The 23,491-nt window shown below is 42.6% G+C and carries 18 protein-coding genes; 5 read left to right on the top strand and 13 right to left on the bottom strand.

Going from position 1 to position 23,491, the window contains the following annotated elements; translation table 11 throughout:
• The first annotated feature begins 248 nt into the window (after positions 1–248).
• From IGJ25_RS03415 to IGJ25_RS03400, 4 genes are read left to right on the top strand one after another with little or no spacing between them, the layout of a single operon-like run.
• Positions 249–1,424, top strand: a complete 1,176-nt coding sequence (locus tag IGJ25_RS03415) for a betaine/proline/choline family ABC transporter ATP-binding protein (protein ID WP_005227327.1) — start codon at positions 249–251, stop codon at positions 1,422–1,424.
• Positions 1,425–1,427: 3 nt separating this feature from the next.
• The gene (locus IGJ25_RS03410; protein WP_005227319.1) at positions 1,428–2,063 is read left to right on the top strand and encodes an ABC transporter permease; all 636 of its coding nucleotides are present in this window, start codon (positions 1,428–1,430) and stop codon (positions 2,061–2,063) included.
• On the top strand, positions 2,063–2,983 hold the full coding sequence (locus IGJ25_RS03405) for an osmoprotectant ABC transporter substrate-binding protein (protein ID WP_016619676.1): 921 nt from the start codon (positions 2,063–2,065) through the stop codon (positions 2,981–2,983). The genes IGJ25_RS03410 and IGJ25_RS03405 overlap by 1 nt, the downstream gene beginning before the upstream one ends.
• A gap of 4 nt (positions 2,984–2,987) precedes the next feature.
• Positions 2,988–3,650, top strand: coding sequence for an ABC transporter permease (locus IGJ25_RS03400; protein WP_005227316.1), 663 nt, complete (start codon positions 2,988–2,990; stop codon positions 3,648–3,650).
• Positions 3,651–3,780: 130 nt separating this feature from the next.
• On the opposite strand, the gene IGJ25_RS03395 is transcribed toward IGJ25_RS03400, so the two are convergent.
• From IGJ25_RS03395 to IGJ25_RS03355, 9 genes are all read right to left on the bottom strand, one after another.
• Positions 3,781–6,612 carry an endo-beta-N-acetylglucosaminidase gene (locus IGJ25_RS03395; RefSeq protein ID WP_225000894.1) on the bottom strand — a complete coding sequence of 944 codons (2,832 nt, stop codon included), beginning with the start codon at positions 6,610–6,612 and terminating at the stop codon, positions 3,781–3,783.
• Between the two features lie 174 nt (positions 6,613–6,786).
• The gene (locus IGJ25_RS03390) at positions 6,787–8,727 is read right to left on the bottom strand and encodes a glycoside hydrolase family 127 protein (protein ID WP_225000895.1); all 1,941 of its coding nucleotides are present in this window, start codon (positions 8,725–8,727) and stop codon (positions 6,787–6,789) included.
• A gap of 49 nt (positions 8,728–8,776) precedes the next feature.
• Entirely contained in the window at positions 8,777–9,409 is a 633-nt protein-coding gene (locus tag IGJ25_RS03385; RefSeq protein WP_438779097.1) for a DUF624 domain-containing protein, read from the bottom strand.
• Positions 9,410–9,413: 4 nt separating this feature from the next.
• A complete protein-coding gene (locus IGJ25_RS03380; RefSeq protein ID WP_016609627.1) occupies positions 9,414–10,307 on the bottom strand; it encodes a carbohydrate ABC transporter permease in 894 nt (297 codons plus the stop codon).
• Between the two features lie 12 nt (positions 10,308–10,319).
• On the bottom strand, positions 10,320–11,243 hold the full coding sequence (locus tag IGJ25_RS03375; RefSeq protein WP_016609626.1) for an ABC transporter permease: 924 nt from the start codon (positions 11,241–11,243) through the stop codon (positions 10,320–10,322).
• A gap of 102 nt (positions 11,244–11,345) precedes the next feature.
• Complete coding sequence (locus IGJ25_RS03370) at positions 11,346–12,932, bottom strand: extracellular solute-binding protein (RefSeq protein WP_016609625.1); 1,587 nt, start codon at positions 12,930–12,932, stop codon at positions 11,346–11,348.
• A gap of 121 nt (positions 12,933–13,053) precedes the next feature.
• Entirely contained in the window at positions 13,054–14,604 is a 1,551-nt protein-coding gene (locus IGJ25_RS03365; protein ID WP_225000896.1) for a response regulator, read from the bottom strand.
• Positions 14,579–16,222: a sensor histidine kinase gene (locus IGJ25_RS03360; RefSeq protein WP_153883003.1), complete on the bottom strand. Its 1,644-nt coding sequence runs from the start codon at positions 16,220–16,222 to the stop codon at positions 14,579–14,581. The genes IGJ25_RS03365 and IGJ25_RS03360 overlap by 26 nt, the downstream gene beginning before the upstream one ends.
• Positions 16,223–16,262: 40 nt before the next feature.
• On the bottom strand, positions 16,263–17,162 hold the full coding sequence (locus tag IGJ25_RS03355) for a helix-turn-helix domain-containing protein (protein WP_225000897.1): 900 nt from the start codon (positions 17,160–17,162) through the stop codon (positions 16,263–16,265).
• A 120-nt stretch (positions 17,163–17,282) separates the two neighbouring features.
• Here IGJ25_RS03355 and IGJ25_RS03350 point away from each other — a divergent pair, with 120 nt between their 5' ends.
• Positions 17,283–18,548 (top strand): alpha-galactosidase, encoded by a 1,266-nt coding sequence (locus IGJ25_RS03350; protein WP_413118795.1) that lies wholly within the window; start codon positions 17,283–17,285, stop codon positions 18,546–18,548.
• A 123-nt stretch (positions 18,549–18,671) separates the two neighbouring features.
• On the opposite strand, the gene IGJ25_RS03345 is transcribed toward IGJ25_RS03350, so the two are convergent.
• The 4 genes from IGJ25_RS03345 to IGJ25_RS03330 form a co-directional block, all read right to left on the bottom strand.
• Positions 18,672–20,672 carry a glycoside hydrolase family 31 protein gene (locus IGJ25_RS03345; protein WP_225000899.1) on the bottom strand — a complete coding sequence of 667 codons (2,001 nt, stop codon included), beginning with the start codon at positions 20,670–20,672 and terminating at the stop codon, positions 18,672–18,674.
• A 33-nt stretch (positions 20,673–20,705) separates the two neighbouring features.
• Positions 20,706–21,632 (bottom strand): AraC family transcriptional regulator, encoded by a 927-nt coding sequence (locus IGJ25_RS03340; RefSeq protein WP_225000900.1) that lies wholly within the window; start codon positions 21,630–21,632, stop codon positions 20,706–20,708.
• 136 nt (positions 21,633–21,768) lie between these two features.
• A complete protein-coding gene (locus IGJ25_RS03335; RefSeq protein WP_005232191.1) occupies positions 21,769–22,035 on the bottom strand; it encodes a DUF6171 family protein in 267 nt (88 codons plus the stop codon).
• A gap of 4 nt (positions 22,036–22,039) precedes the next feature.
• Positions 22,040–23,485 (bottom strand): alpha-N-arabinofuranosidase, encoded by a 1,446-nt coding sequence (locus tag IGJ25_RS03330; RefSeq protein WP_225000901.1) that lies wholly within the window; start codon positions 23,483–23,485, stop codon positions 22,040–22,042.
• Positions 23,486–23,491 lie beyond the last annotated feature (6 nt).

The raw sequence follows: 23,491 nt of genomic DNA, 5'->3' as shown, positions 1-23,491 counted from the left end.
CTGCTGCCAAGGCTTTCAGCAAAAAAGCCCCCTTTTTCCCAATGAAAAATAACGACATATTTCCGCTGCTTCTTTTCTCTATGCATCGCTCCTTAATTTGGACTTGCTTATGGCGCTATTTTCAGTTTTGTCTATACAATTATGAAAAAAATGGGCAGATTATTTGAATAACACGTGACTTTTCGGCATACTTAATACAGATTCTAAGCCATTATTCAGATTGCTTAAATAAAAATAGAGGTGACATCATGATTGAGTTTCAGCAGGTATCCAAAATTTACAAAGGTGGTAAAGTCGCTGTTGAAGATGTGAATCTTTCCTTTGAAAAAGGCGAATTCATTTGCTTCATCGGGACAAGTGGTAGTGGAAAGACGACTTGTATGCGGATGATCAACCGTATGACGGATCCTTCTAAAGGAAAAATCTTGATCAATGGAAAAAGCGTTACAGAGATCAACCCCGTGGAATTACGCCGTCAAATCGGCTATGTGATCCAAAGCATCGGTTTGATGCCTCACATGACGATTCGGGAAAACATCACATTGGTTCAAAAATTGTTAAAAGTCAGCCAAGAAGAACGCAACAAAACTGCCGAACGCATGATCGACTTGGTGGAATTGCCGCGAGAAATGCTCGACCGTTACCCCAACGAATTATCTGGGGGGCAACAGCAACGGATCGGTGTTGTCCGTGCCTTGGCAGCTGACCAAGATGTCATTTTAATGGATGAGCCTTTTGGCGCACTAGACCCAATCACTCGTGACTCCTTACAAGATTTGGTTAAAGACTTGCAAGAACGGCTTGGAAAAACCGTCGTCTTCGTTACCCATGATATGGACGAAGCATTGAAGCTTGCTAGCCGTATCGTGATCATGAGTGAAGGAAAAGTCATTCAATTTGATACACCAGAAAATATTCTGCAACACCCAGCAACACCGTTTGTGGAAGAGTTGATCGGTGAAGACCGCTTGTTGCAAGCAAAACCTGACACAACGCCAGTCAAAGACGTGATGTTGAATACCCCGATCGCTATCACACCAGAAAAATCCTTACAAGAAGCGATTCATTTGATGCGAGAAAAACGGGTCGATACCTTGCTGGTTACCGACAATAGCAACGTGCTAAAAGGCTACATCGATGTCGAATCCATCGACCGCAACCGTGGCAAAGTTACTAGTGTCGGCGATATCTTGAACAAAGATGTCTTTTTCGTTCGTGAAACCGCCTTGTTGCGGGATACCTTGCAACGCATCTTAAAACGCGGCTTAAAATATGTCCCAGTAGTAGATGCCGACAAACATTTAGTCGGGATTTTGACCCGTGCTTCCTTAGTTGATATCGTTTATGACGTGATTTGGGGCGATGAGCCATCGATCATGGAAGCCATTGAGTCGGCGAAACCTGAAGAAACTGAGGAGGTCTAGCGCATGCAAAGCTTCTTTAATGAATATGGCGGCCAATTGGTCACCAAAAGTCTTGAACATTTGTATATTTCCTTTGCGGCTTTGCTCTTAGGGATTCTTGTTGCCGTACCGATCGGTGTGATCTTGACCCGTTTCCCAAAAGCAGCAACGATCGTGATCGGCATCACCAGTGCGCTGCAAACCGTGCCTTCTTTGGCACTATTGGCATTGATGATCCCGATTTTAGGTGTCGGAAAAGTCCCTGCTATCGTCGCTCTTTTCATTTATTCCTTGTTGCCGATTTTGCGAAATACCTACATTGGAATGAAAAAAGTCGATTGGAATTACCGCGATGTTGCCAAAGGGATGGGAATGACCAACTTACAGTCGATCATTAGTGTGGAATTACCCCTAGCGATCCCAACGATCATGGCAGGGATCCGCTTATCGGCCGTGTATGTTTTAGCCTGGGCTACCTTGGCTTCTTACATTGGTGCCGGTGGACTTGGTGATTTGATCTTTAGCGGACTAAACAATTACCAACCGCCTTTGATTTTTGCTGGGACGATTCCAGTGACGATCTTTGCTTTATTAGCTGACTGGTTACTGGGTTTGTTAGAAAACAAACTGACACCAGCTGCCTTAAGGGGGGATGCGTAATGAAAAAAACTTCAAAATTAGCGCTGTTGTTTTCCTTAAGTGTCGCTTTACTGTCCGGCTGTTCCTTTCCCGGTTTAGCTTCGACTTCTGATGAGAATACCGTGGCGATCACAGGTGGGATCACTTCCGAAGCCCAAATTCTTGGCGCGGTGGTTGCCGGTATGGTCGAACACTATACGGATAAAAACACAACCGTCATTAACAACTTAGCAACAACGACCATCAATCACCAAGCGATGATGAATGGCGATGCCTCGATCTCAGCTGCTCGCTACACAGGAACTGACTTGACCACGACGTTAGGATTGGAGCCAGAATCTGATCCGCAAGCCGCCTTTGACAAAGTCAAATCAGAATTTGAAAAACGGTACCAACAGACTTGGTTCCCTTCTTACGGCTTTGATAACACATATGTCTTTCTTGTCAGGAAAGACACTGCCGAAAAATACGGATTGGAAAAAGTCAGTGACTTGAAAGATGTCGCAGATCAATTAGTTGCAGGAGTCGATACCGCGTGGATCACACGGGTCGGTGATGGGTACGATGGCTTCCAGAAAGCCTATGGGTTCTCTTTCCAAAATATCCTACCGATGCAGATCGGTCTCGTTTATGATGCTGTTGATAACGGAAAAATGGATATCGTTTTAGGATACTCAACCGACGGCCGGATCGGCAGTTACGATCTCGTGATGCTAGAAGATGATCTAAACTTCTTCCCGCCTTATGATGCCGCACCGATCGTCGATGACAAATTATTGAAAGAAACACCTGAAATCGGCGATGCCCTGAACAAATTAGCAGGCAAAATCGATACCGAAAAAATGCAAGAATTGAATTACCAAGTGGATAATGACCTTCTAGAACCAACGGTAGTTGCCGAACGTTTCTTAGAAGAAAATAATTACTTCGAAGGAGAGTGACGAAATGGCAGACATGAATTTATTCCAACAATTTCTTTTCTATTTTCAAGAAAATGGCGGCTATGTTTTTGCCCAGTTCATTCGTCACTTCTTGATTTCAATCTACGGGGTACTTTTTGCCTCGATCGTCGGCATTCCAATCGGGATCTTGATTTCTAAAAAAATGCGTTTGGCAGATTGGGTGATTCGTTTCGCCAATATCATCCAGACGATTCCATCTTTAGCGATGATCTCGATTTTAATGATCGGCATGGGCTTAGGTGTGAATGTCGTGATTTTAACGATTTTCCTTTATTCTTTGTTACCGATCATCAAAAATACCTATACCGGCATGCGCCAAGTCGACCGCAATACGTTAGATGTCGGCAAAGGGATGGGGATGACTAGCTGGCAGCGATTGTATATGATCGAATTGCCATTGTCTGTTTCGGTGATCATGGCAGGGATTCGAAACGCCTTAGTCGTGGCGATCGGTATCACCGCCATTGGCGCTTTCGTTGGTGCTGGTGGACTGGGGGACATCATCATCCGCGGAACCAATGCGACGGATGGTGCATCGATCATCTTAGCCGGTGCTTTACCAACTGCCTTGATGGCGATCATTACGGATCTTGGGCTAAGCTTTATTGAACGCCGCTTAGATCCAGCCAGCCGTACTTCACGCTAAACTTATTGGGAAAAAGCAAAAGCCGTTGTGACCATTTATTGGTCGCAACGGCTTTTTTGGTTCGGTCATTTTTCAGGAAAGTATCGCTTCAGTCGCTTCCCTTCTTAGGGTTAACGCCCTGCTCTTTTCGCTATTTATCTATTCCGTATACTTCGACTTCATAGATTCGGGCTGCTGAGTCTGCTCCTTGTGTTGGTTTATCGATACTGATTTTTACATATTGCACCTTCTTGACGGCAAACGTATTGGTGCTAGTGCCAGCTTCATTTTTCAACGTTCGTGAAACTGGCTCATAGTCTTTGCCATCTTCACTGACGAGCACCGTATACGCCCGCGTATTCATGTCTGGGCCTTCTCCACCAGCTTCCGCATGGGCGAGGCGTACTTCACTGACCGTTTGTGGTCGACCGAGATCGATCATCAACTCATGAGGCGCATTGCCTGTCGCACACCACTTCGTACTCAAATCACCATCGAGGGCAAAAGCTGGTGCTTCGGCATCATTGACAAACGATGAAGCAGTTGCTTCGGCATCTTTTGAAAGCAGCAGCAACTCTTTCGGCGCATCAGCAGAAATCGTGATCAATCCCGCCATTTCCAGAGGGGTCTCTCCTGCTTCGTTTTTGGCAACAAGCGTGACTTTGTAGGTACCTGGTTCCGAATAGGTCACTTGGGGATTTTCTTCTGTACTGCTGGTGATATCGCCACCTTCAAACGTCCATTCAAATGCTTCAGCATTCGCAGATGAGGTATTCGTGAAGGTGATCGTTTCCCCCGGTGCCGCTAAAGTTTTAGAGGCTGTAAAGGCTGCTTTTGGCAGCTGATTGTTCGGCCAAGTGATCTCCACCGTATCGGATAGCTTGCCACGATTGCCATAGCGATCCACTGCCACCATCGCGAACTTGGTTTTCGTCCCTTTTGGTCGTTCAACGGCATTCAAATAGTGGTTGGTTGCTGGCGTAGCTGCTAAGAAGGAGCGTGAGCCGTCATCGTTCAATTGGTAGACCTCATAAACCGCAGCTGTCTTGTCCTTGGCAGCTTCCCACGTCAAACGGACACCCGCATAGTTGCCCTCTTCTTCATCAAAGAGCACATCCTCAACCGTCAATGCTTCGGCAGCGAATTTCTCCGCTTTCTGATCTCCGATCGTTAATTGCCCTAGATTCAACTCATAGACATCACTGGTTTCTTTCGTGGTTATGTCATAACCGATCGCTGTCACTTCTCCTTTGATGTCTTTCAATGAGTAGGTGATCGTCGTCCAGTCTGTTGCGACTTCCTTGTCTCCTTTGATCATTTGTGTTGAACCATCGGCTAAGGTCACGACCAAATCAAGCGCTGTCGGTACCGTTGCTTTGACAGTCGTTGTCAGCTTCGTCTTTTTCGTCACAGGAAATGCTGTCTGATACAATGCCATGTGACTGGTACTGCCTTTTGTCATCTGTCCACGTAGTTTCAGTGCATTTCCGCCATTATAGGCATCCGCATAATTGATTGATACAGCCAAATCATTGTCTTTTCCATGGTCAAAGACCCAACGATAGGTCGGCAAAACAGCTTGCAAACTCCGGTTGTTCCAATTGCGGCTGGACACTTTTTCTCCCTCGATAAAATAGTTGTAGCCATTCCCCAGACTAAAATTCGTCACAAAAGGCAGCTCTGTGATAGCGGTCTGTTCCAGGGCATAGGTGGAGATCCCAGGCCACTCTGTCGCTTCTGGTAGCTGGCTTTCTCGAGGATCGCCTGTGTTATTGACCCAAAAAGCATTCTCTTTGCTTTGGAAATCATCCGGCGTACTAGCAGAAGAATAGGTCCAGCTTGGCACATACAGGCCTAATGAGGTATAAGGAACGCCTTTTTCATCCGTAAACAGATCCCAGCGTACAGGCGTTGAATAACCATTTTCTTGCACATCGATCCCAGCAAAAAGATCGTAAGGATCGACACCCATTTCACGGGCTTTTTCATTGGAGGCCTTCAACAGCTCTTTGTCCGCCAGTTTGTCAGTGGTCCACCAGAAATTCAAGAACATACTATCTGCCAATGGGTTCATCTCTGCATCCACCAAATAAGCTTTGTTCTTATCCGTCAAAGCGTTTTGCCAATCCATTTTCCCATCACTCGTCATGGAATCATACCACATGATCTCTAAATGCTCGTCGGCTTGTTCTTTGAATTGGGCGATCAATTCTTGCATCGCTTTGGCGTGGCTTTCATTTAGTCCTTTACCATCAGCCCCCGATTGTTCGACACCTTCCGCTGCATCATCAAAACTAGTGACCGCCGTATCGGTTTCTTGATTGATGAACCAGCCATCAAAGCCATACGTATTGGCAACTTCGATCATCTTTTCTACGATCGGAAAATTGCCATCCTCATCCTTAGCTAAAAACGTATCTAGCCATTCCAGTTTCCCACCATGGGCAGTTTGCGGAAAGAAGATCGTTCCTAAAACCGGCACGCCATTCCTATGAGCAGCATCCGTTACATCAGGACTTGGTGGTACGATGATCCCTTCGCCAGAAGAGCCGCCCCAATAAACCAATTGATCGATGTATTGCCAATAAGAAAAGACATTGGCATCAAAGGTATTGATCCCACGTGGTGCATTGCCGCTCGTACTGCTATTCATGATCGAAAGCGCCACGACTTTGGTTTCTGCCGTTTGCGTGTCATTCATCTTCGGCAACGTCTCTTTAGCTGCCCGCTGCGCTAATGGAACAACGCTGGTATTGTATTTCGCATCTGGATCTTTTTCAAAAGACCATGCCAACAAATCCTCTGGGAACCAATAAGACGACTCCGGTTGATTGTCCATCGCTTTTTCCAAAGTACTTTTGGATGTTTCTTGGTAAACGACTTTTCCAGTTGTCTTCGCCTCACTTTGGGTGCAGCCACCGATTGCCGTTGCCGCTGCCAATACCAACAAAGATGCGCCAACTTTACTGATTTTCCTTGTCACACTTCTTCCTCCTTGTTTTACATAAATCCGCCAACATTCCTACACTAAAACGATAACGCTTTCAAAGGTCGGAATATAGGAACAAATTAAAGAAATCATGCAACAAATCCAAGAAGGTTGAGTTTAGAAAAAAAGAGCCTCCTTTTAGGGAAGCTCTTTGGCCCTGCTTACTTCTTACTTCTTTCCAACGAGCGGCAGCCAAACGCGCATTTCGCCTATGCCCCGATTGCCCCATAAATGGTATGGGATCAGTTGCCACGTACGAGGTATGACCGTTTCCGCTCGTTCTTCGTAAAGGGTTGTTCCCGACCATTCTTCGCTTTGGTAGCCTTTGATCGCCAAGCGTAAAGTAGTTGGCAACAACGTATCCTCTTTCGAAAAGGTCGCCTCCAGCGCCTGTGGGTCGATGCGGCAACGCCAGAGTGCTTGACCATTGTCGGCTTCTTCTATGCAATACACGAAGGGGCCACGTTGCAATGCGACTTGATTGATAGCTTGAATAACTTGAGGATTCGCACGTAAGATTTGCAATGGTTGTTCAAAACGGATATTGGCCGTCACGTTTTCGACTGCCTCAAAGATGATTGCCTCGTTCGTCTCCTGCCATTCGTGTTCACTATCGATTTGAAACTTACTTAGTCCGTTAGGTTTGTGGATGATGAGCGTCTTTGGAATGCCTTGATAGCGAATCGTGAGGTCCTCTGTAAAAGGAAACCCGCCCGTTTGTTCAAACGTAAATTGATCAGGTTCTTCTAAACGGCTTGCTACAAATAAATTCACGTAAAGCTTCTCTTGATCGCAAGTGTAAACCAAGCGCTGCAGCGAAGCGACCATCCGTGCAAAATTGGGCGGACAACACGCACAACCGAGCCAATCGGGTCGTTGGGCTTTGACGTGACCTTTGCCAGGATTTTCTTGATCTCGTTGGGGATTGACCTCCAAAGGATTCACGTAGAAAAAGTGTTTACCGTCAATTGCCGCACCAGAAAGGACGCTATTATACAACGCTCGTTCCATCTTCGCTAAATATTTTGGTTCATTGGTTAGTTTGAACAGCTCAAAAGAAAATTGGACCAATGCAATGGCTGCACAGGTTTCACAATACATCGTATCATTTGGCAAATCATAGGGACCGACAAAGGCTTCCCCGTGAACGGTTGAGCCGACGCCACCGGTCACATACATTTTCTTACAGGCGATGTCTTCCCAAATCGCTTCACAAGCATCGATTAATGCTTGATCTTGGGTATGCTGGGCGACTTTTGCCATCCCGCTTGCCATATACAGCATTCGTACCGCATGACCTTTGGCTTCATGCTGCTTTTTAGGTTGATCGTAGGCTTGTAAATAGGTGAGGTCTACCCTTGGCGTTTCATCCGATAAGCCATCCGCTTGGTTTTTCAAGATTTCTTTTTCGTAAAAGGCAGGATCTTCCCCACGTACTTCAAGAAAGAAATCAGCTAATGTCAAATAGGTTTGTTTACCGGTGTATTCATACAAACGCACCAGAGCCAATTCGATCTCTTGATGGCCATCAGCACCTTGAATTTTTCCAGGCTCCCGCCCAAAATACGTGCAAATATTGGCGATATTTTTCTCTGCCACGGTCAGTAATTTATCCTTGCCTGTTGCTTGATCATAAGCGATAGCCGCTTCGACTAGATGCCCGGCACAATAAAGTTCATGACTGAAATACAGCTGACGGTATTTTAACTTCGGTCGGGTCAATTGAAAGAAGGTATTTAAGTAGCCGTCCGCTTCTTGCGCAGCAGCAACTAAGTCAATCACTTCATCTACTGTCTTTTCCAATTGCGGATCGCTAGTATTCAACAAGCTATACCCAGCCGACTCGATCCATTTGTAGACATCACTATCTTGGAAAAACCAGCCAAAATGTTCCCCTTCCATTTGCCCTGCAGCGATGCGAAAATTCGCCAATGCATGGCTTTTCCCAGCTGGCAAATTGGGATCTTCCCGTTCTGCTTGAACATCTACATCGATTTCATCATTTAGGACTTGGTATTGGTAAGGAATCGTTTCTTTGCGAACAAGCTCTTGGTATCCTTGCCAAAACTCGTCCGTGAGCTGGATCTTGTTTAATGCGAATTCTTTCATTTCGTTCTCCTGTTCTTTTATTTTAAGATTTTATGGTAAATGTACGAGCTTAGACAGTCGTATGCTTTTTTTTAGGTAAAAAGACATACGCATCTTTTTGTTTAAACAAATTAAGTTGAAAATAAACCAGCGGTGTAACACCAAATACGAAGAATAAACCCGGTAGTAGGTAGTAGCAACAGCTGATCCCGACCATAAGGACGAAAATTTGACCGGTCAATCCAGGTTTGCCAAGCATTAGAATCAAACTTTTTTTAAGCATGGGTCTCCAAGCTCGTTCGTGTTGAAAAAACCAAAAGAGATTGGCTAAAAAAAGGAGACTAATCACTATCAGAAGTTGGATCAACAAATAAACAGTTGTATCGGCTTCGGTAAAGACATAGTGTCTCATTAGCATCAAGTCAATCGAAAAAAGGGCTGCTAAAGGAAGGATAAAGAGTCCTAATCGATTCATTCTCCAAAAGTTTTTTCGAAAGCTTTTTGCAAAGGACTGAAACAATTTTATCGCATTTGCTTCTTGATATTTTTCATCATTGCAAAGTTCGTAAACCGCATTGGTTGCTGGCAATAGTCCGAAAAGAACTAAGCCGAATAAGGTAAACAGCAGCCAATAGCAATGCAACAGAAATAACAGTAAGCCTTTTATCCCAATGCTCACATGTAAATCGACTAGCTTATTCATGTACTCACCCTTTCATTGCACCAATCATGACTCCTTTATCAAAGTATTTCTGTAGGAAAGGATAGATCACCAAAATCGGTAAGGTCGAAACAATGATGGCGCCATATTTGATCTGATCTGCATATTGTTGTCCGTAGCCATCACCCAAAGCGCCCGCACCACCTGCAGATGCTTGATTTGATAATAAAATATCTCGCAGAACGATCTGTAAAGGTTGTTTTTCGTAGTCGCGAATAAATACGAGTCCTGTAAAGAAATCGTTCCAATGTTGGACCAAATAGTAAAGACCCACCACAGAAATGACTGCTTTGGATAGCGGTAGCGCCACAGTAACAAAAAATTTTGCATAGGAGCAACCATCTAGAGCGGCTGCTTCATAGAGACTATCCGGAATGCTTGTCTCAAAAAAGCTTCTTGCAATGATCAAGTTATAGACATTGACTGCTGAGGGAATAATAAAGACCCACATACTATCGATCAACCCCACATCTCGATAAAGTAAATACGTAGGGATCAGGCCACCATTGAAAAACATCGTAAAGGTAAAGAGAAACATCAAAAGTTTTCGAGGTTTAAATTCCTTTCTCGATAAGGCAAAAGCTGCGGGCAAAGTAAAAATTAAATTGACCGCCGTTCCTCCTAACGTATAAATCAAGGTATTGCGATAGCCCGTCCAGATCCTAGCATCTTGTAAAATTTTTTCAAAACCAAAAAAGCTGATATTCCTAGGAAAGAGTGTGACTAATCCTTTAGAAACCATGTTGGAATCACTAATTGAAGCGATGACGACAAAAAAGAGCGGATAGACGACAATCAAAAAGATACTCAAGCAAAGTATGATGATCGCTAGGTTAAAAAGAAGATCTGATTTAGGTTTGTTTGTTAGTGATAGATTCATATAGCCACCCCTTTACCATAAACTACGGTTCGTGTATTTTTTCGAAAGACCATTTGCTAAAACTAAAAAGAGAAAATTAATGATGTTATTGAATAGCCCGATCGCTGTTGAATAACTAAATTGACTGTTCAAGATCCCAATTTTATACACATACGTAGAAATGACTTCTGAGACGCTCAAATTCAAACTATTTTGCATCAGGAAAATCTTCTCAAAGCCAGCATTTAAAACCCCACCCATATTCATAATCAACAAAATAACCATCGTTGGCACTAATGCTGGTATATCAACATGGAGGATTTTTTGAAAACGATTGGCGCCATCGATATCTGCTGATTCATAGAGTTGCGTATCGATACTCGAAAGTGCCGCTAAGTAAATAATGCTGTTCCAGCCACAGTGCTGCCAAACCTCAGAAATGACATAGACGGGCACGAACGTACTGTCGCTCCCCATTAAGTTGACAGAAGAATCCAAGTTCAAGAGGTTGACTAAAACACCTGTTTCTGGTGAAAGAAAGACTTGCAATATCCCTACCATCACGACCGTAGAAATGAAGTGAGGTAAATAAACCGCAGTTTGCATGACTTTTTTTCTTTTAGGGTTTCTGATTTGATTGATGATCAATGCCAATAAAATGGGAGCAATGAACCCAAAAATCAGCGTTGTCACACTGATCCGCAACGTATTGACTATCACGGTTTGGAACATCGGGCTTTCGAAAAATTGTTGGAAATACTTGAAACCGACAAATTCGCCACCAGTGAGTCCCTTCGTAAAATCGAATTCCCGAAATGCTAGTTGGATACCATACATTGGTATGTAATTAAAAACTAAAATGATCGCTAATGCCGGTAAAACCATCAACCATAGCTGCCATTGTCGACTGAAATGAGAAAGTAGCCGATTATTTTTTTTCACGAGAACTGTGTCCATGATCTTCACTCCTTTGATAGATTTAGGTAAATGGCTGGTCTTTGTTATTCAAGCATGAACTTGCGATTGCTTTACTCAACTCTGACCAGCCTCACCACTCACTTAATTCCCGTAATATTGATCAAATCCTTTTTGAACGATCTCGATATTTTGATCTAAGCCGCTATTTTGCAAGGTTGTGACATATTGCTCCCACTCATCTTCAATGCCGCCTTTTGTCACCCATTTAGCAAATTTTGTCATTGCTTCATTGAGGATCGTTGTATTGTTGTTTGCTAGTGTTGTGGCATCCTCATTACTAAATTTCAAGAGATTGAATGGTACTACTTGTTCTTCAGGAACGATTTTATCCACGTAAGGATGCAACACTTCATCTTGGACCTCATTGGCTTTCATATCTGCGCCCAGTTCGACATCAAGAGCGTCTGAAATATACATTGGACTATTGTCCGCCCAAGTTGTTGTCCACTTCCATGTCCCTGGATCGACATTTTCATCTGCAGGTGGCAAGACGCGGTAAGTGTCCCCGTCTTTTTCGATGTTAGTGCCCAATGACCCAAACAATGCTTGGATTCCGATTTCTGGATCGTATAGCGCATTGACGAATTTTAAGGCTCCGTCCATATTTTTGGTTTGAGAGGAAACAACGGCAAAGTTTACCCCATAATTAAGCGAGGTTTCATAGCTCCATGTCGGTTCCACTCCAGCTTTTTGAATCAATGGTGCCATGGATGTATATTGATCTGCTAACTGATTACCAAATCGGTCTGAAGCTTCCCAGCCCCAAGTAAAACCGACTTTTGCCGTCTCGCCTTCTCCTCTACCAGTGGACTGATAGGCACTATAATCTTGAGAAAAAGCCTTAGGATTAATCAAGCCAGCTTCCCAGCACTTGTTCAAAAATTCCACTGTTTCTTTGTAACGCTCATCAACAAAGAAGTTGCCTACCTGTCCATTTTCAGCAAAGTAGCCGGTATTTCCTCCTTCAGAAACAACGATACCCGTACTTGCTAAAAGCTGCATTGGTTGGAAATAGCCAAAACCGCCGGTTCCAACTGGACTCCAATCCATTGGAATTTCATCGCTAGCATCCCCATCTCCATTCGCATCGTTTTCTTTGAATGCGACCAACACTTCGAATAGTTCATCCCATGTTTCAGGTACGTCTAACCCAAGATTGTCCAGCCACGTTTGATTGATATATTGACGAGAAGCAGATTTAGGCCAAAAACGCTGGTATTTTGGTAAGCCATAGATCTCTCCATTCAGTTGAGTAGCAAGTGCTTTTGTTTCTGGTTTTTCTTCAAACATCTTTTGAACATTTGGCAGGGCATCTAAGTGATCAGATAAATCGGTGAACAAGCCAGGAAACTTCGCAAATTCCGCATCCGTCACAACATTTGGTCCCAGAATCAAATCGGGAATATCTCCAGAAGCCAACATTGGGGCTTTTTTCTGATCCCAATCAGCGGAAACTTCCTCCCACTTTATGGTCAGCTCAAGTTCTTCTTCTAGTTTGTTCAACCACTCAATATCTTTGTTCTTTTGCGTCAAGCCATGTTTTACCACTAACACATTTAACTGGTTGCTTGACGACTCCCCATCTCCCTCACTTGAAGATCCTCCCCCGCATCCAGAGAGCAATCCGATCAATGCTGCGGAACAAAACACCAAACCTAATTTTTTCATTTTCTCATCCCTTTCACTCTTGTTACACTAAGTATAACGTCGAAAATGAAAACGCTTTTATTAACAATTTTTACTTCTACTCTCTTTTTTTTACTCGCCAACCATTTTTACATGATCCGCTTCATTCATAGTCCATAATGTTGCGGTTAAACTGATATGGAGAGATTCCTACACGTTCTTTAAAAACACGGAAAAAATAATTATAGTTCGCAAATCCGCTTTGCCTTGCGACTTCATTGACACTACAAGACGAGATACTCAACAATAATTTTGCATAATCGATCCGCAACTCAGACAAGTATTTTGAAAAAGACTGTCCCCATTGCTGCTTAAACACCCTACTTAAATAGGAATAATTTAAATCAATCGCTTCGGCGCAGGTCTGCAAGCTGATCGGTTCTTTGAAGTGTTGATGAAGATAAAGAATACATTTTTTTACCGGCTCGTCAACAGGCTTAAAGACTTCTTTTTGGAAATTTTTTACACTTAATGAAATGGCTTCAAAAAAATCTGCTTCGATTCTTAGTAACGTATCGAACTGTTGATAATAATTGATTTGAATCATCGTTTCCATCGGCTGTCTATAGCTATTACTCATCGCTAAACTGATTTGAAAATCAATTTGTGCAATTAGCTCTAAGGCCAGCGAACGTGCGACCCGTTTTTCTCTTATATACTCAAACAGTTTTTTACTATAATATTCGATGTTTTCTGGTTCGATGTATTTGGTATAAAAATAGATTTTTTTCAGATACAAAGCGATCTCATGCTGTTGAAAGACGTTTTTGCTGCATTCTTGGCTTGAAAAATGCAGCAACTCATTCGGACGTGAAAAAAAGAGTAAATCTGAGATTCGTTCATCGCTCTTAAATAGTTCTAATACCTCCGACAGTTGATTGCTTACTGGGGATCGCAGGAGAAAAAGTTCAACATCTAGTAAGCGCTTAGCAGCATGGTAGCACTTGGTTTTGATTGTTTCCAAGTAATCATTGATCGCTTTATAGGATTTGATTTTTGCAAACGAGTAAAGCATAAAAAGCTTCCCATCATCAGTCACGAAAGAGAGCATTTCTATGGTTTCATTCTTTGTGTCTAAAATCAATTGCTCTAAAACAGCGCTCACTTTTCGTTTATACTTTTCTTTGTCCCAAACATTTTTGCTGATAGAGATAGGTATCATAACAAGTCCTACCATTTTTTCAGTTACAAAATGCGGATACTGTTGCATCAAGAAGCTTGTATTTCCATGAAAAAAGTCTCGTAGAGAGGGTGTCTCGTAAGCAGGCGCAGCCATTGGCTCGTCTGTAAAAAAATTGATTTTTTTCAGCGCTTCCGAAATCACTTCCTCGCTCAATTCATGTTTCAAAAGATAGTCAACGACTCCATATTTCATGCTACCACTCGCATAATTAAAGTCGGCGTAGCCACTCATCACGATCACTTTAGTCGTGCGATCGATCAGTTCCAATTGTTCTAAAAAGGCTAAGCCATTCATAATTGGCATATTCATGTCTAAAAAAATGAGATCTACAGAATAAATCTCCAGATAATTTAACAACTCGTAAGGATTTGCCGTACTGAGTACAATTTCAAATTGAGGGAAATTTTGTAAAATAGTACTTATTTTGTTGCGTGAAATCAACTCATCATCTAAGAGGGCTATTTTCTTCATCGTCTTTTTCTCCAATCATAGGAAGCTCAATAATGACCCGGGTATAAACCCCTAACTCTGTTTCATATGTGATCCCATAGTCTGGACCATAGTAGAGCTTGATTCGTTTATCGATATTATGGATACCAATTTTCGAATAGTGTTTTCCATTGCTTTTTTCTCGTTCGTTTATCTGTTTTATCGCTTCTTCTGTTAGTCCATTGCCATTATCTTCAACCATTAAACAAAGCTTATCTCCCTTTTTTTCTCCACTTATTTTTATTTGCCCTTTTTCGCTATTCGTTCCAACAAAATTGTGCAAAATGCTATTTTCAACAATGGGCTGCAAAATAAATCGAAGGATACGGCAAGATAAAATCGCTGGATCAAGCGCCCAATGAACATCAAAGCTATCAATATAGGCAACTTTTTGGATGGACACATAGCTTTTGACATGGGCTACTTCTTCAGACAAAGGAATCAAGTCTTGTCCCTTATACATCGTGGCATGCAACAATGATACAAGTGATTTCGAAAGATGGGCAATATTGTTAGCCTGTTGTAATTCAGCCATCCAGGTAATCGAGTTTAGCGTATTGGACAGAAAATGGGGGTTGATTTGAGCTTGTAGAAAGTCGATTTCAATTTCTTTTTTCTCTTTTTCTCTGGCTTTATTTTCTTCCATTAAAGTATTGATATTGGCAACCATCGAATTAAAGACTATACTCATTTGTTTTAATTCATCATTTCCTTGAATCTCAACAGTGGTCGATAAGTCCTTATTCTTGACCCGCTCCATTGCTTGGTTTAATTGATCGATTCGTTTCGACAGTTTTAATATAATCAGCGTAGCCACAAAAATACTCATACTGACGATCACGATACACAGGAAAATCATCAGTCGCAAATTCTGTGTCAACGGTCCCAAAAATGGTTTTTTGGGGAGATGGAGATGAAACCACGCTTCGACTTCTTCACTATAAAATGATTTCTCATACAAATTGGCTTGGTCTTCATCAATGGTGCCAACTTCAGCAAGCACCGTTTGCTTTTGATCTAACAAGGCGATCTGCGTCCCAGCTGGGAGGTTTTCTAATTGATCATTAAGAAACTCGCTTGTATGAAGAAATCCCACCAAGTGCCCTAGGACTACTTGACCGACTTTGATTTCATTTTGGATATAAACAGTCGAATCATCAATTTCTCTTGCATAAGCAGCCTCATTGGTGTAACCAATCAACGTTTCTTCAACAACTGGATCAACTAACCCAAACGACATCAACCGATTTTCTTTGGAATAAATCGCCATTCCCAGCAAATAAGGTTGAAATTGATACAATGGTTCCACGATCTCCTTCAATTCCATAGTCAGTTTGATGCTCTCAAAGGTGTCTCTCGTAATCCGTGGTTGTTCACTGGCCTCTTTCAACGTGTCGTAGCCATCCATAATCAATTTATAATTGATATGATTAAGATCCGTACTGATCGTATGGATATTACGTAAAATAGAGACCTCGATCTCTTTCGCTTGGATCTCCATATTTTTATCAATGATCTTATTCGCGGTATTAGAAAAAAAGAGAATGATCAGTGACGAAGTAACGACATTCGCAATAATGATCGTTACCATAAGTTTCATTTTTATCTTCAATGGCTTCACACTTTCTAACTATCTGTCTTTACTTCATTCTTAAAAAAGCTGTATGTTCCCCTAATATATGTTGTCCTGCTTCTTCTTTGATTTGATGGGTGTAGATTTGACGATAAACTTTAGGACTCATGCCTTTTTTCTGTTTAAAGGTATTGGTAAAGTGCTGCCTACTGTTGAATCCTGCTTGAGCGGCAATTTCGACGATTGGCAGCTGACTATTGCTTAGTAAAAATGCTGCCTGCTTCAGACGCTCACTAGTGAGAAAATGGTTGACCGTCACTGCCAGTTGCTCATGAAAGAGTTTATGCAAGTAGGCTTTCGTAATCCCCACAGCCGCTGCGATTTGGGAGACTTGAATATCTTCATCAAAATGCTGTTGAATATAGTTGACCGCAGCGTTCACATAGCAATTGCCCCGTTTGGTTTCTTTCGTACGTAATGAAAAGGCTAATTCCATCAACATCCGCTTAAACAAGAGCTCGATCGTAAATTGCCGTTCAGCAGACGGTTGCTCTTGAGTATCATCGATCATTAGCAGCTGCAGCAATGACTTGATCGCTTGTCCAAATTGGCGGACATCGCGACTTTTCGCGTAAGGCTCATTCAATTGTACATTTCCTTTGATGTATGCAAAAACATCACGAACACAAAGGCCGGACGGTGTCTCACTCAGAAGAAATTCAATATTCAGTAAGGTGCAGGAATCTCCTTCACCGAGTAAGGCGTGTTCCACAAACGCGTTTATGAAAACGAAATCATTTCTTTCCAGAACAATTACTTGATCTTGCACCTTTATCTTACACTTCCCTTTGGTCACAAACATGATCTCACACGCTGGGTGTTGATGTGGATCCATGGAAAAACGCTCAAGGGCAACACTATAGTATGCTGTAATCTTCGCATAGTTTGTTTCTTGTGGAAACACCATTGATCAACTCCTTTTTCATTCGTTGACGATTTCTTTCTTTTTTATTTCTAGTAGACAAAACTTTCCCTCTCTTTTTTATTGCTTACTATACTATAAGAAAAACGTACTAGGAGGAAATCGATGTCTTTTTTACATTTTGCACAAACACCCCCAATGGGATGGAATTCTTGGGACTGCTATGGCGCTTCTGTAACCGAAGCAGAAGTGATCGCCCATGCTGATTTTATGGCAGAGCATTTGAAAGCTTATGGTTGGGAGTATGTCGTCGTGGATATTCAATGGAGCGAACCAGAAGCAAAGTCTACAAGGTACAATGATTTTTATCCGTTGTGTATGGACGACTATTCTCGCTTGATTCCTGCTGAGAACCGTTTCCCTTCAGCAAAAGATGGCGCTGGTTTCAAAAAACTTGGTGACTATCTGCATCAAAAAGGGCTGAAGTTTGGTATCCATATCATGCGCGGCATTCCACGACAAGCAGTTCATCAAAATACGCCGATCAAAGGAACGGATAAACGGGCACGGGACATTGCTATGAATTCAATCTGCCCTTGGAATTCCGATATGTATGGGGTCGATGTTTCATTGCCTGAAGGACAGCTTTATTATGATTCTTTGCTCGAATTATATGCTTCTTGGGGTGTTGACTTTATAAAGGTGGATGATATCGGCGATTCGAAAATTTACGGTGATGCCCATAAAGCAGAAATCAAAGCGATTCGCCGTGCGATCGATCGATCGGGTCGAGAGATCGTCCTTTCTTTATCTCCCGGACCAGCTGCCCTCAAAAATGGTAGTTTCTTTCAAAATCATGCCAATATGTGGCGCTTGACGGATGACTTTTGGGATCATTGGGACGCCCTTTACGCCATGTTTGACCGAGCAGCAGTGTGGGCACCTTTCGTCCGTCCAGGTAACTGGCCTGACTGTGATATGCTGCCGTTGGGTCATATCGGCATTCGGGCAGTTGATGGTGGCGGTGGTGATAGCTGGACACGTTTTACGGAAGACGAGCAATACTTATTGATGAGTTTATGGACGATCTTCCAATCTCCATTGATGTTCGGTGGTACTTTACCAGACATCGATCCCTTTACGTTACGTTTATTGACGAATACTGAAGTCTTAGAAATGTATCGAAGAATCCATACGAAAAAAGAGTTCTATCGTGATCAAGAGTGGATCATTTGGGAGGCGTTGAGCGACACAGCCGTCTACTATGCCATTTTCAATGTTTCTGATCAAACGCAAACCATCCCAAAATCGATCGCTGCTTTACTACCAATTAAAAGCGGCACTGAGTTATGGCAACAAAAAGAACAAACAATTGCCGATGCTGAGGTTCCTACTCATGGTGTCTTGTTACTCAAAAGCCCATTACAATAGTCCTCTCAATGAAAGCAACACAATGTGCCGAGCACATTGTGTTGCTTTTCTATTCATATGGTTCTTACCCTCTCAACAAGGTACCTACTAGTCTTACAAACAACTCACCGTAACCATTTCCAGTTACACTTCATGAATCAAGTAACTCTGTTTTCCCTCTCGTAAAAAGATTGGTAAGGAATCAATTTGTGCCTGTGCGACAATCCATTGTCCACCTTCATAGATAGTTCCATCTCGAGCATCGGTCCATTTTGCTCCTGTTGGCAAATATACCTCACGATCAGTAGCATGCGCTACAACGATGGGCGCTACTAGAATATCAGAACCATAGAGATACTGTGTTGTCAGTTCCCATGCCTGGTGATCCTCTGGAAATTCATAAAAAGTTGGGCGAATGACTGGCGTTCCTTTTTCATGAGCTGCGCGCATCAATTCACGCGAGTAGTCCCGCATCAATTCACGAATTCCAATAAATTTTTTCATAATCTCATAGTTCTTTTCCCCAAACGCCCATATTTCGTTAGCTGCTCCGGTTTGCTCTGTTTCTTCACCATCTGCCTTGAAGATTTTTTTATGGGGAGTACGTGAACCATGCAATCGCATGACTGGACAAAAAGTCCCGTATTGAAACCAGCGGATCAATAAATCTTGAAAATCTAGACTTGTCACAGAACCACCATGAAATCCGCCGATGTCACTTGTCCACCACGGGATGCCTGCTAACCCCATTTGCATGCCAGCAACGATTTGGTTGCGAAAGTCTTGATAAGTCGAATGAATATCGCCGGACCAAACCAATGCCCCATATCGTTGGCTGCCCGCCCAAGCACAACGAACCAATTTGATTGAATGTTCTTTTTGTGAGGAGGCTTCTCCCTCATCAAAACCACGAACATACTCACGGGGATAAATATTGCCTTTTTGCAACACACTCCCTACATAATAACGATAGGAATCATAGTCATACGTACCAAATTCTGGTTCAGCCTCATCCAACCAAAACAAGCGAATGCCGTTATTGACATAATTTTTTGATACTTTCTCCCAGACATAGTTTCGAGCTTTAGGATTTGTTGGATCATAAAAAATGTTATTCCCATGAAACAACATCTGTACATCAATGCCGCGATCCGTTTTGACTAATAAGCCTTTTTCTTTCATCTCTTGAAAATTCTCACTACGCGTGTCGATTTGGGGCCAGATCGATACCATTAGCTCGATTCCATATTTATCTCGTACTTCTTCTGCCATCGCCTTGGGGTCTGGAAAGAAATTTTCATCAAAGCGAAAATCACCACAGCGCGGCCAATGATAATAATCGATCACTAGTACATCAACGGGAATGTTCCGCTCTTTGTGTTCCCTAGCGATCGCCACTACTTCCGCTTGTGTCGCATAGCGAAGTTTACATTGCCAAAATCCTAGACCATATTCGGGCATCATAGGTGCCCGTCCTGTCACTTGGCTAAATTGTTCTTCGATTTGAGCTGGTGTCTCTCCAGCAGTGATCCAGTAATCCAATTGCTTCGTACTTTCGGCACGCCATTCGGTCGTATTTTTACCAAAAGAGACCGAACCGATTGCTGGATTGTGCCAAAAAAAGCCGTATCCTTTGTTTGATAAATAAAAGGGGATCGAAGCTTGTGAATTTCGATGCGCTAATTCTAAATTACACCCTTTTAGATCAAAAATATCCTGTTGATATTGCCCCATACCATAGATTTTCTCCTCATGATTGGCTTCGAAAGTAGCTTTTAGTTGAAAATCTCCTCCAATAATCGACTTAAAAAACCGCGCCTTTTTCAAGAGCGCACCGCCAGATGCTGCTTCTTTCAAAATCACTTCGCCTTTTTGATTGCAAAAAGTGATCTTGCCATAGTTGTTCCAGCCTGACTCTTTGGTGACTATTGCGTGGATTTTTCCATTACCGATAGATCCTACATCCCCCTCAATCGCAACCTCGGCCTTAGAATCTTGTGTTAATAATGCACAGCAGGATAAATCTAGTTCACCAGACGGTGCACTCACCACCCGCAAACTGTTCGTGCCCCAAGCAATAATGCGCACGACTTCATTTCCATTTTGAAATTCGAGGTAATTCTCACCTATTGAAAAAAACGACATTTTTGAACCCTCCTTTTTTTCAGTATAGCTGGATTACAGAGGGCTATCCTTCGATTTTATGGCGTGTTCTATCGTAATCATGTCATTTTTCCGATATTGTGTAGGGGTCTCACCAAACATCTTTTTGAAGCACACAGAAAAATGATTACTATTACAAAAACCGACAGCTTGAGCGATCGCCACCATGGTCAAATCAGTCTCTCGCAACAATTCTGCCGATCGGATCAAGCGATAATGATTTAGATAAGCCATTGGGGAAGTTCGAAATGATTGTTTAAAAAATCGTGTAAATTGCTCTTTACTTAAGGAAACAGAATCGGCCAAATCTTGTAATTGGATCATTTCATGATAATTACTATGAATATAAGATAAAACCATTTTTTCCCGTTTTTCTTGGAGGCGCTCGCTTGATTTTTTTGCTGGCTGGTCGGTCCCAACTTCTAATAGATATGACAAGAGTTGGATAACAATCCCTTTCAGACGTAATTCACGATAGGACGATTTCCCCATAAAGCATTGATCAAATAGTTGAAACAAGGTGAGACTTTGTTGACTTTTATCTGGAAAATCCACATAAGAAGTAACACCTTCTTGTCTCAAAAAAGGATCGATTTGTTGGCTTTGAATTCTATCTGATTGTCGACTCGTGATTAATTGTTCAGAAAAAACGATACACGAAAAACGGCAGCTTTGTTGTGCGATTCGATAGGCAGTGTGTAAAGTGTTGGGAGGAATCAGTACGATCGTATTTGCCTTAATCTTGCGTGAGACTCCATTAACGACTAATTCTAGCTGTCCTTGATGGACACATAAAATTTCGATTTCTTTATGCCAATGTGGCACAAAAAAGAATTCTCGCCAAACACTCACTAAATTAGGATAATATGCTAATGGGAAATCTTCTGTGCCATGGTTCGCAGCTTCATAATAAGCAAGCGCTGCAGGTTGATTTATTTTCATTGAATCACTCGCTCACTTTCCACTTTGTTAACAGTGTTTTTCGTTTTATCATAGCGTATCTACAACGATTATGTAAGCGTAATCAAAAAATAGTTTATCTGTTAATCCTTCTGACCAATTGAAACAAACAGGACAGCTACTTGACGAGCTGTCCTGTTTGTTCCCACATTCCTGCAGGACAGTTTTTCTTAGCTAAATTTGCGCGAAACCGATAAAAGCAGCCGCATTTGGTACAGGTATGATTCAATCGCAATGGACAAGTCTCACAAACAACGATTCTCCTACTGACGATCTCCGGCGAAGCCAAGTCGCTTTCTAAAGAAAGTTGTTCTGCAATCAAGGATTCAATGTCTTCCTGTGCTGCTGCAGCAGCATCTTTCACTTCGCATCCTTTACAAGTCATGGGATCAGACTGTCAATGAGATCGTTAGAACACTCATTGCTGGCACCCGCAAGCTGACTTTGTTCTCTTTAACATCGTAAGCGGTGAAGTCTTGGATCACCACATCTTCAGGATGATCAAAATCATTATGTGCGTTCATTTTGTCCCCCACGATATAACGAGCTTCTTTCACTTCATTGATCGCTGTTTCCAGGGAGAAGGATAATTCTTCCGTGCCTTGGGTAGCAAAATTACAAACCGATAGATGGATCGCATCCTCTTTTTTCGAAATCGTATACGTAATGGTATCACTGCTAGTTCCATGGCTATCAATGGTTTCAGCATCTTGATGGACTTTGTACAAATCAAAGACATGATAGCTTGGGGTTTTCACCATTTGTTCGCCATCTGTCAAAATCATCGCTTGCAGGACGTTGACGGTTTGTGCGATATTTGCCATATGCACTCGCTTGGCATGTTTATGGAAAATATTCAAGGTGATCGCTGCGACCATGGCATCACGGATCGTATTTTGTTGGTATAAGAAGCCTGGATTCGTCCCAGGTTCTGCTGAGAACCAAGTGCCCCATTCATCAACAATGATTCCCACACGCTGTTCTGGGTCATACTGGTCCATAATCGCGCTGTGGCGGGTCAATAATTCATCCATGTAGGCTGCTTTTTCACAGGTCACTTGCCACTCTGCCTCATCAAATTCCAAGGCGCTACCTTTTTCTTCCCAGCCTTGCGGATGAACGTAGTAGTGCAAGCTTAGGCCGTCCATCAACCAATGGGCGTTTTTCATCAGCGTTTCTGTCCAATGATAGTCTGCGACATTCGCTCCGCCGGCGACTTTGTAGATTTTTTTGTCGCCGTATTGGCGGACATAGGTTTGATAGCGGCGATACAGATCCGCATAGTACTCTGGCCGCATATTGCCGCCGCAGCCCCAGTTTTCGTTTCCTACGCCAAAAAATTTCATTTCCCACGCTTCTTCATGGCCATTTTCTCTGCGAAGATCAGCCATCGGAGAAATGCCATCCATCGTGATGTATTCCACCCATTCCGACATTTCTTGCACCGTTCCGCTGCCGACATTGCCGTTGACATACGCATCACATTCCAGCTGCTTGATCAATTCAAAAAATTCATGGGTCCCGAAATGATTGTTTTCAGTCACGCCGCCCCAGTGAGTGTTGACCATCGTTTTGCGGTTTTCTTTAGGACCAATCCCGTCTTTCCAATGGTATTCATCGGCGAAGCAGCCGCCTGGCCAACGAAGCACAGGGATTTGAATGTTTTTCAGTGCTTCAACCACATCGATCCGCATCCCATTTTTATTTGGGATCTGCGAATCTTCTCCAACGTATAATCCTTCATAGATACAACGGCCTAGATGCTCTGCAAAATGACCGTAGATATATTTGCTGATCGTTGTTCCTGATTTTGTGTTTTGAATGTTAATCGTCATTGTTAT

This window comes from Enterococcus sp. DIV0240d (assembly GCF_051711245.1).
GTDB lineage: Bacteria > Bacillota > Bacilli > Lactobacillales > Enterococcaceae > Enterococcus_D > Enterococcus_D casseliflavus.
The sequence above is the reverse complement of the archived record's forward strand: the minus strand, read 5'-3'. Positions and strand labels throughout refer to the sequence as shown.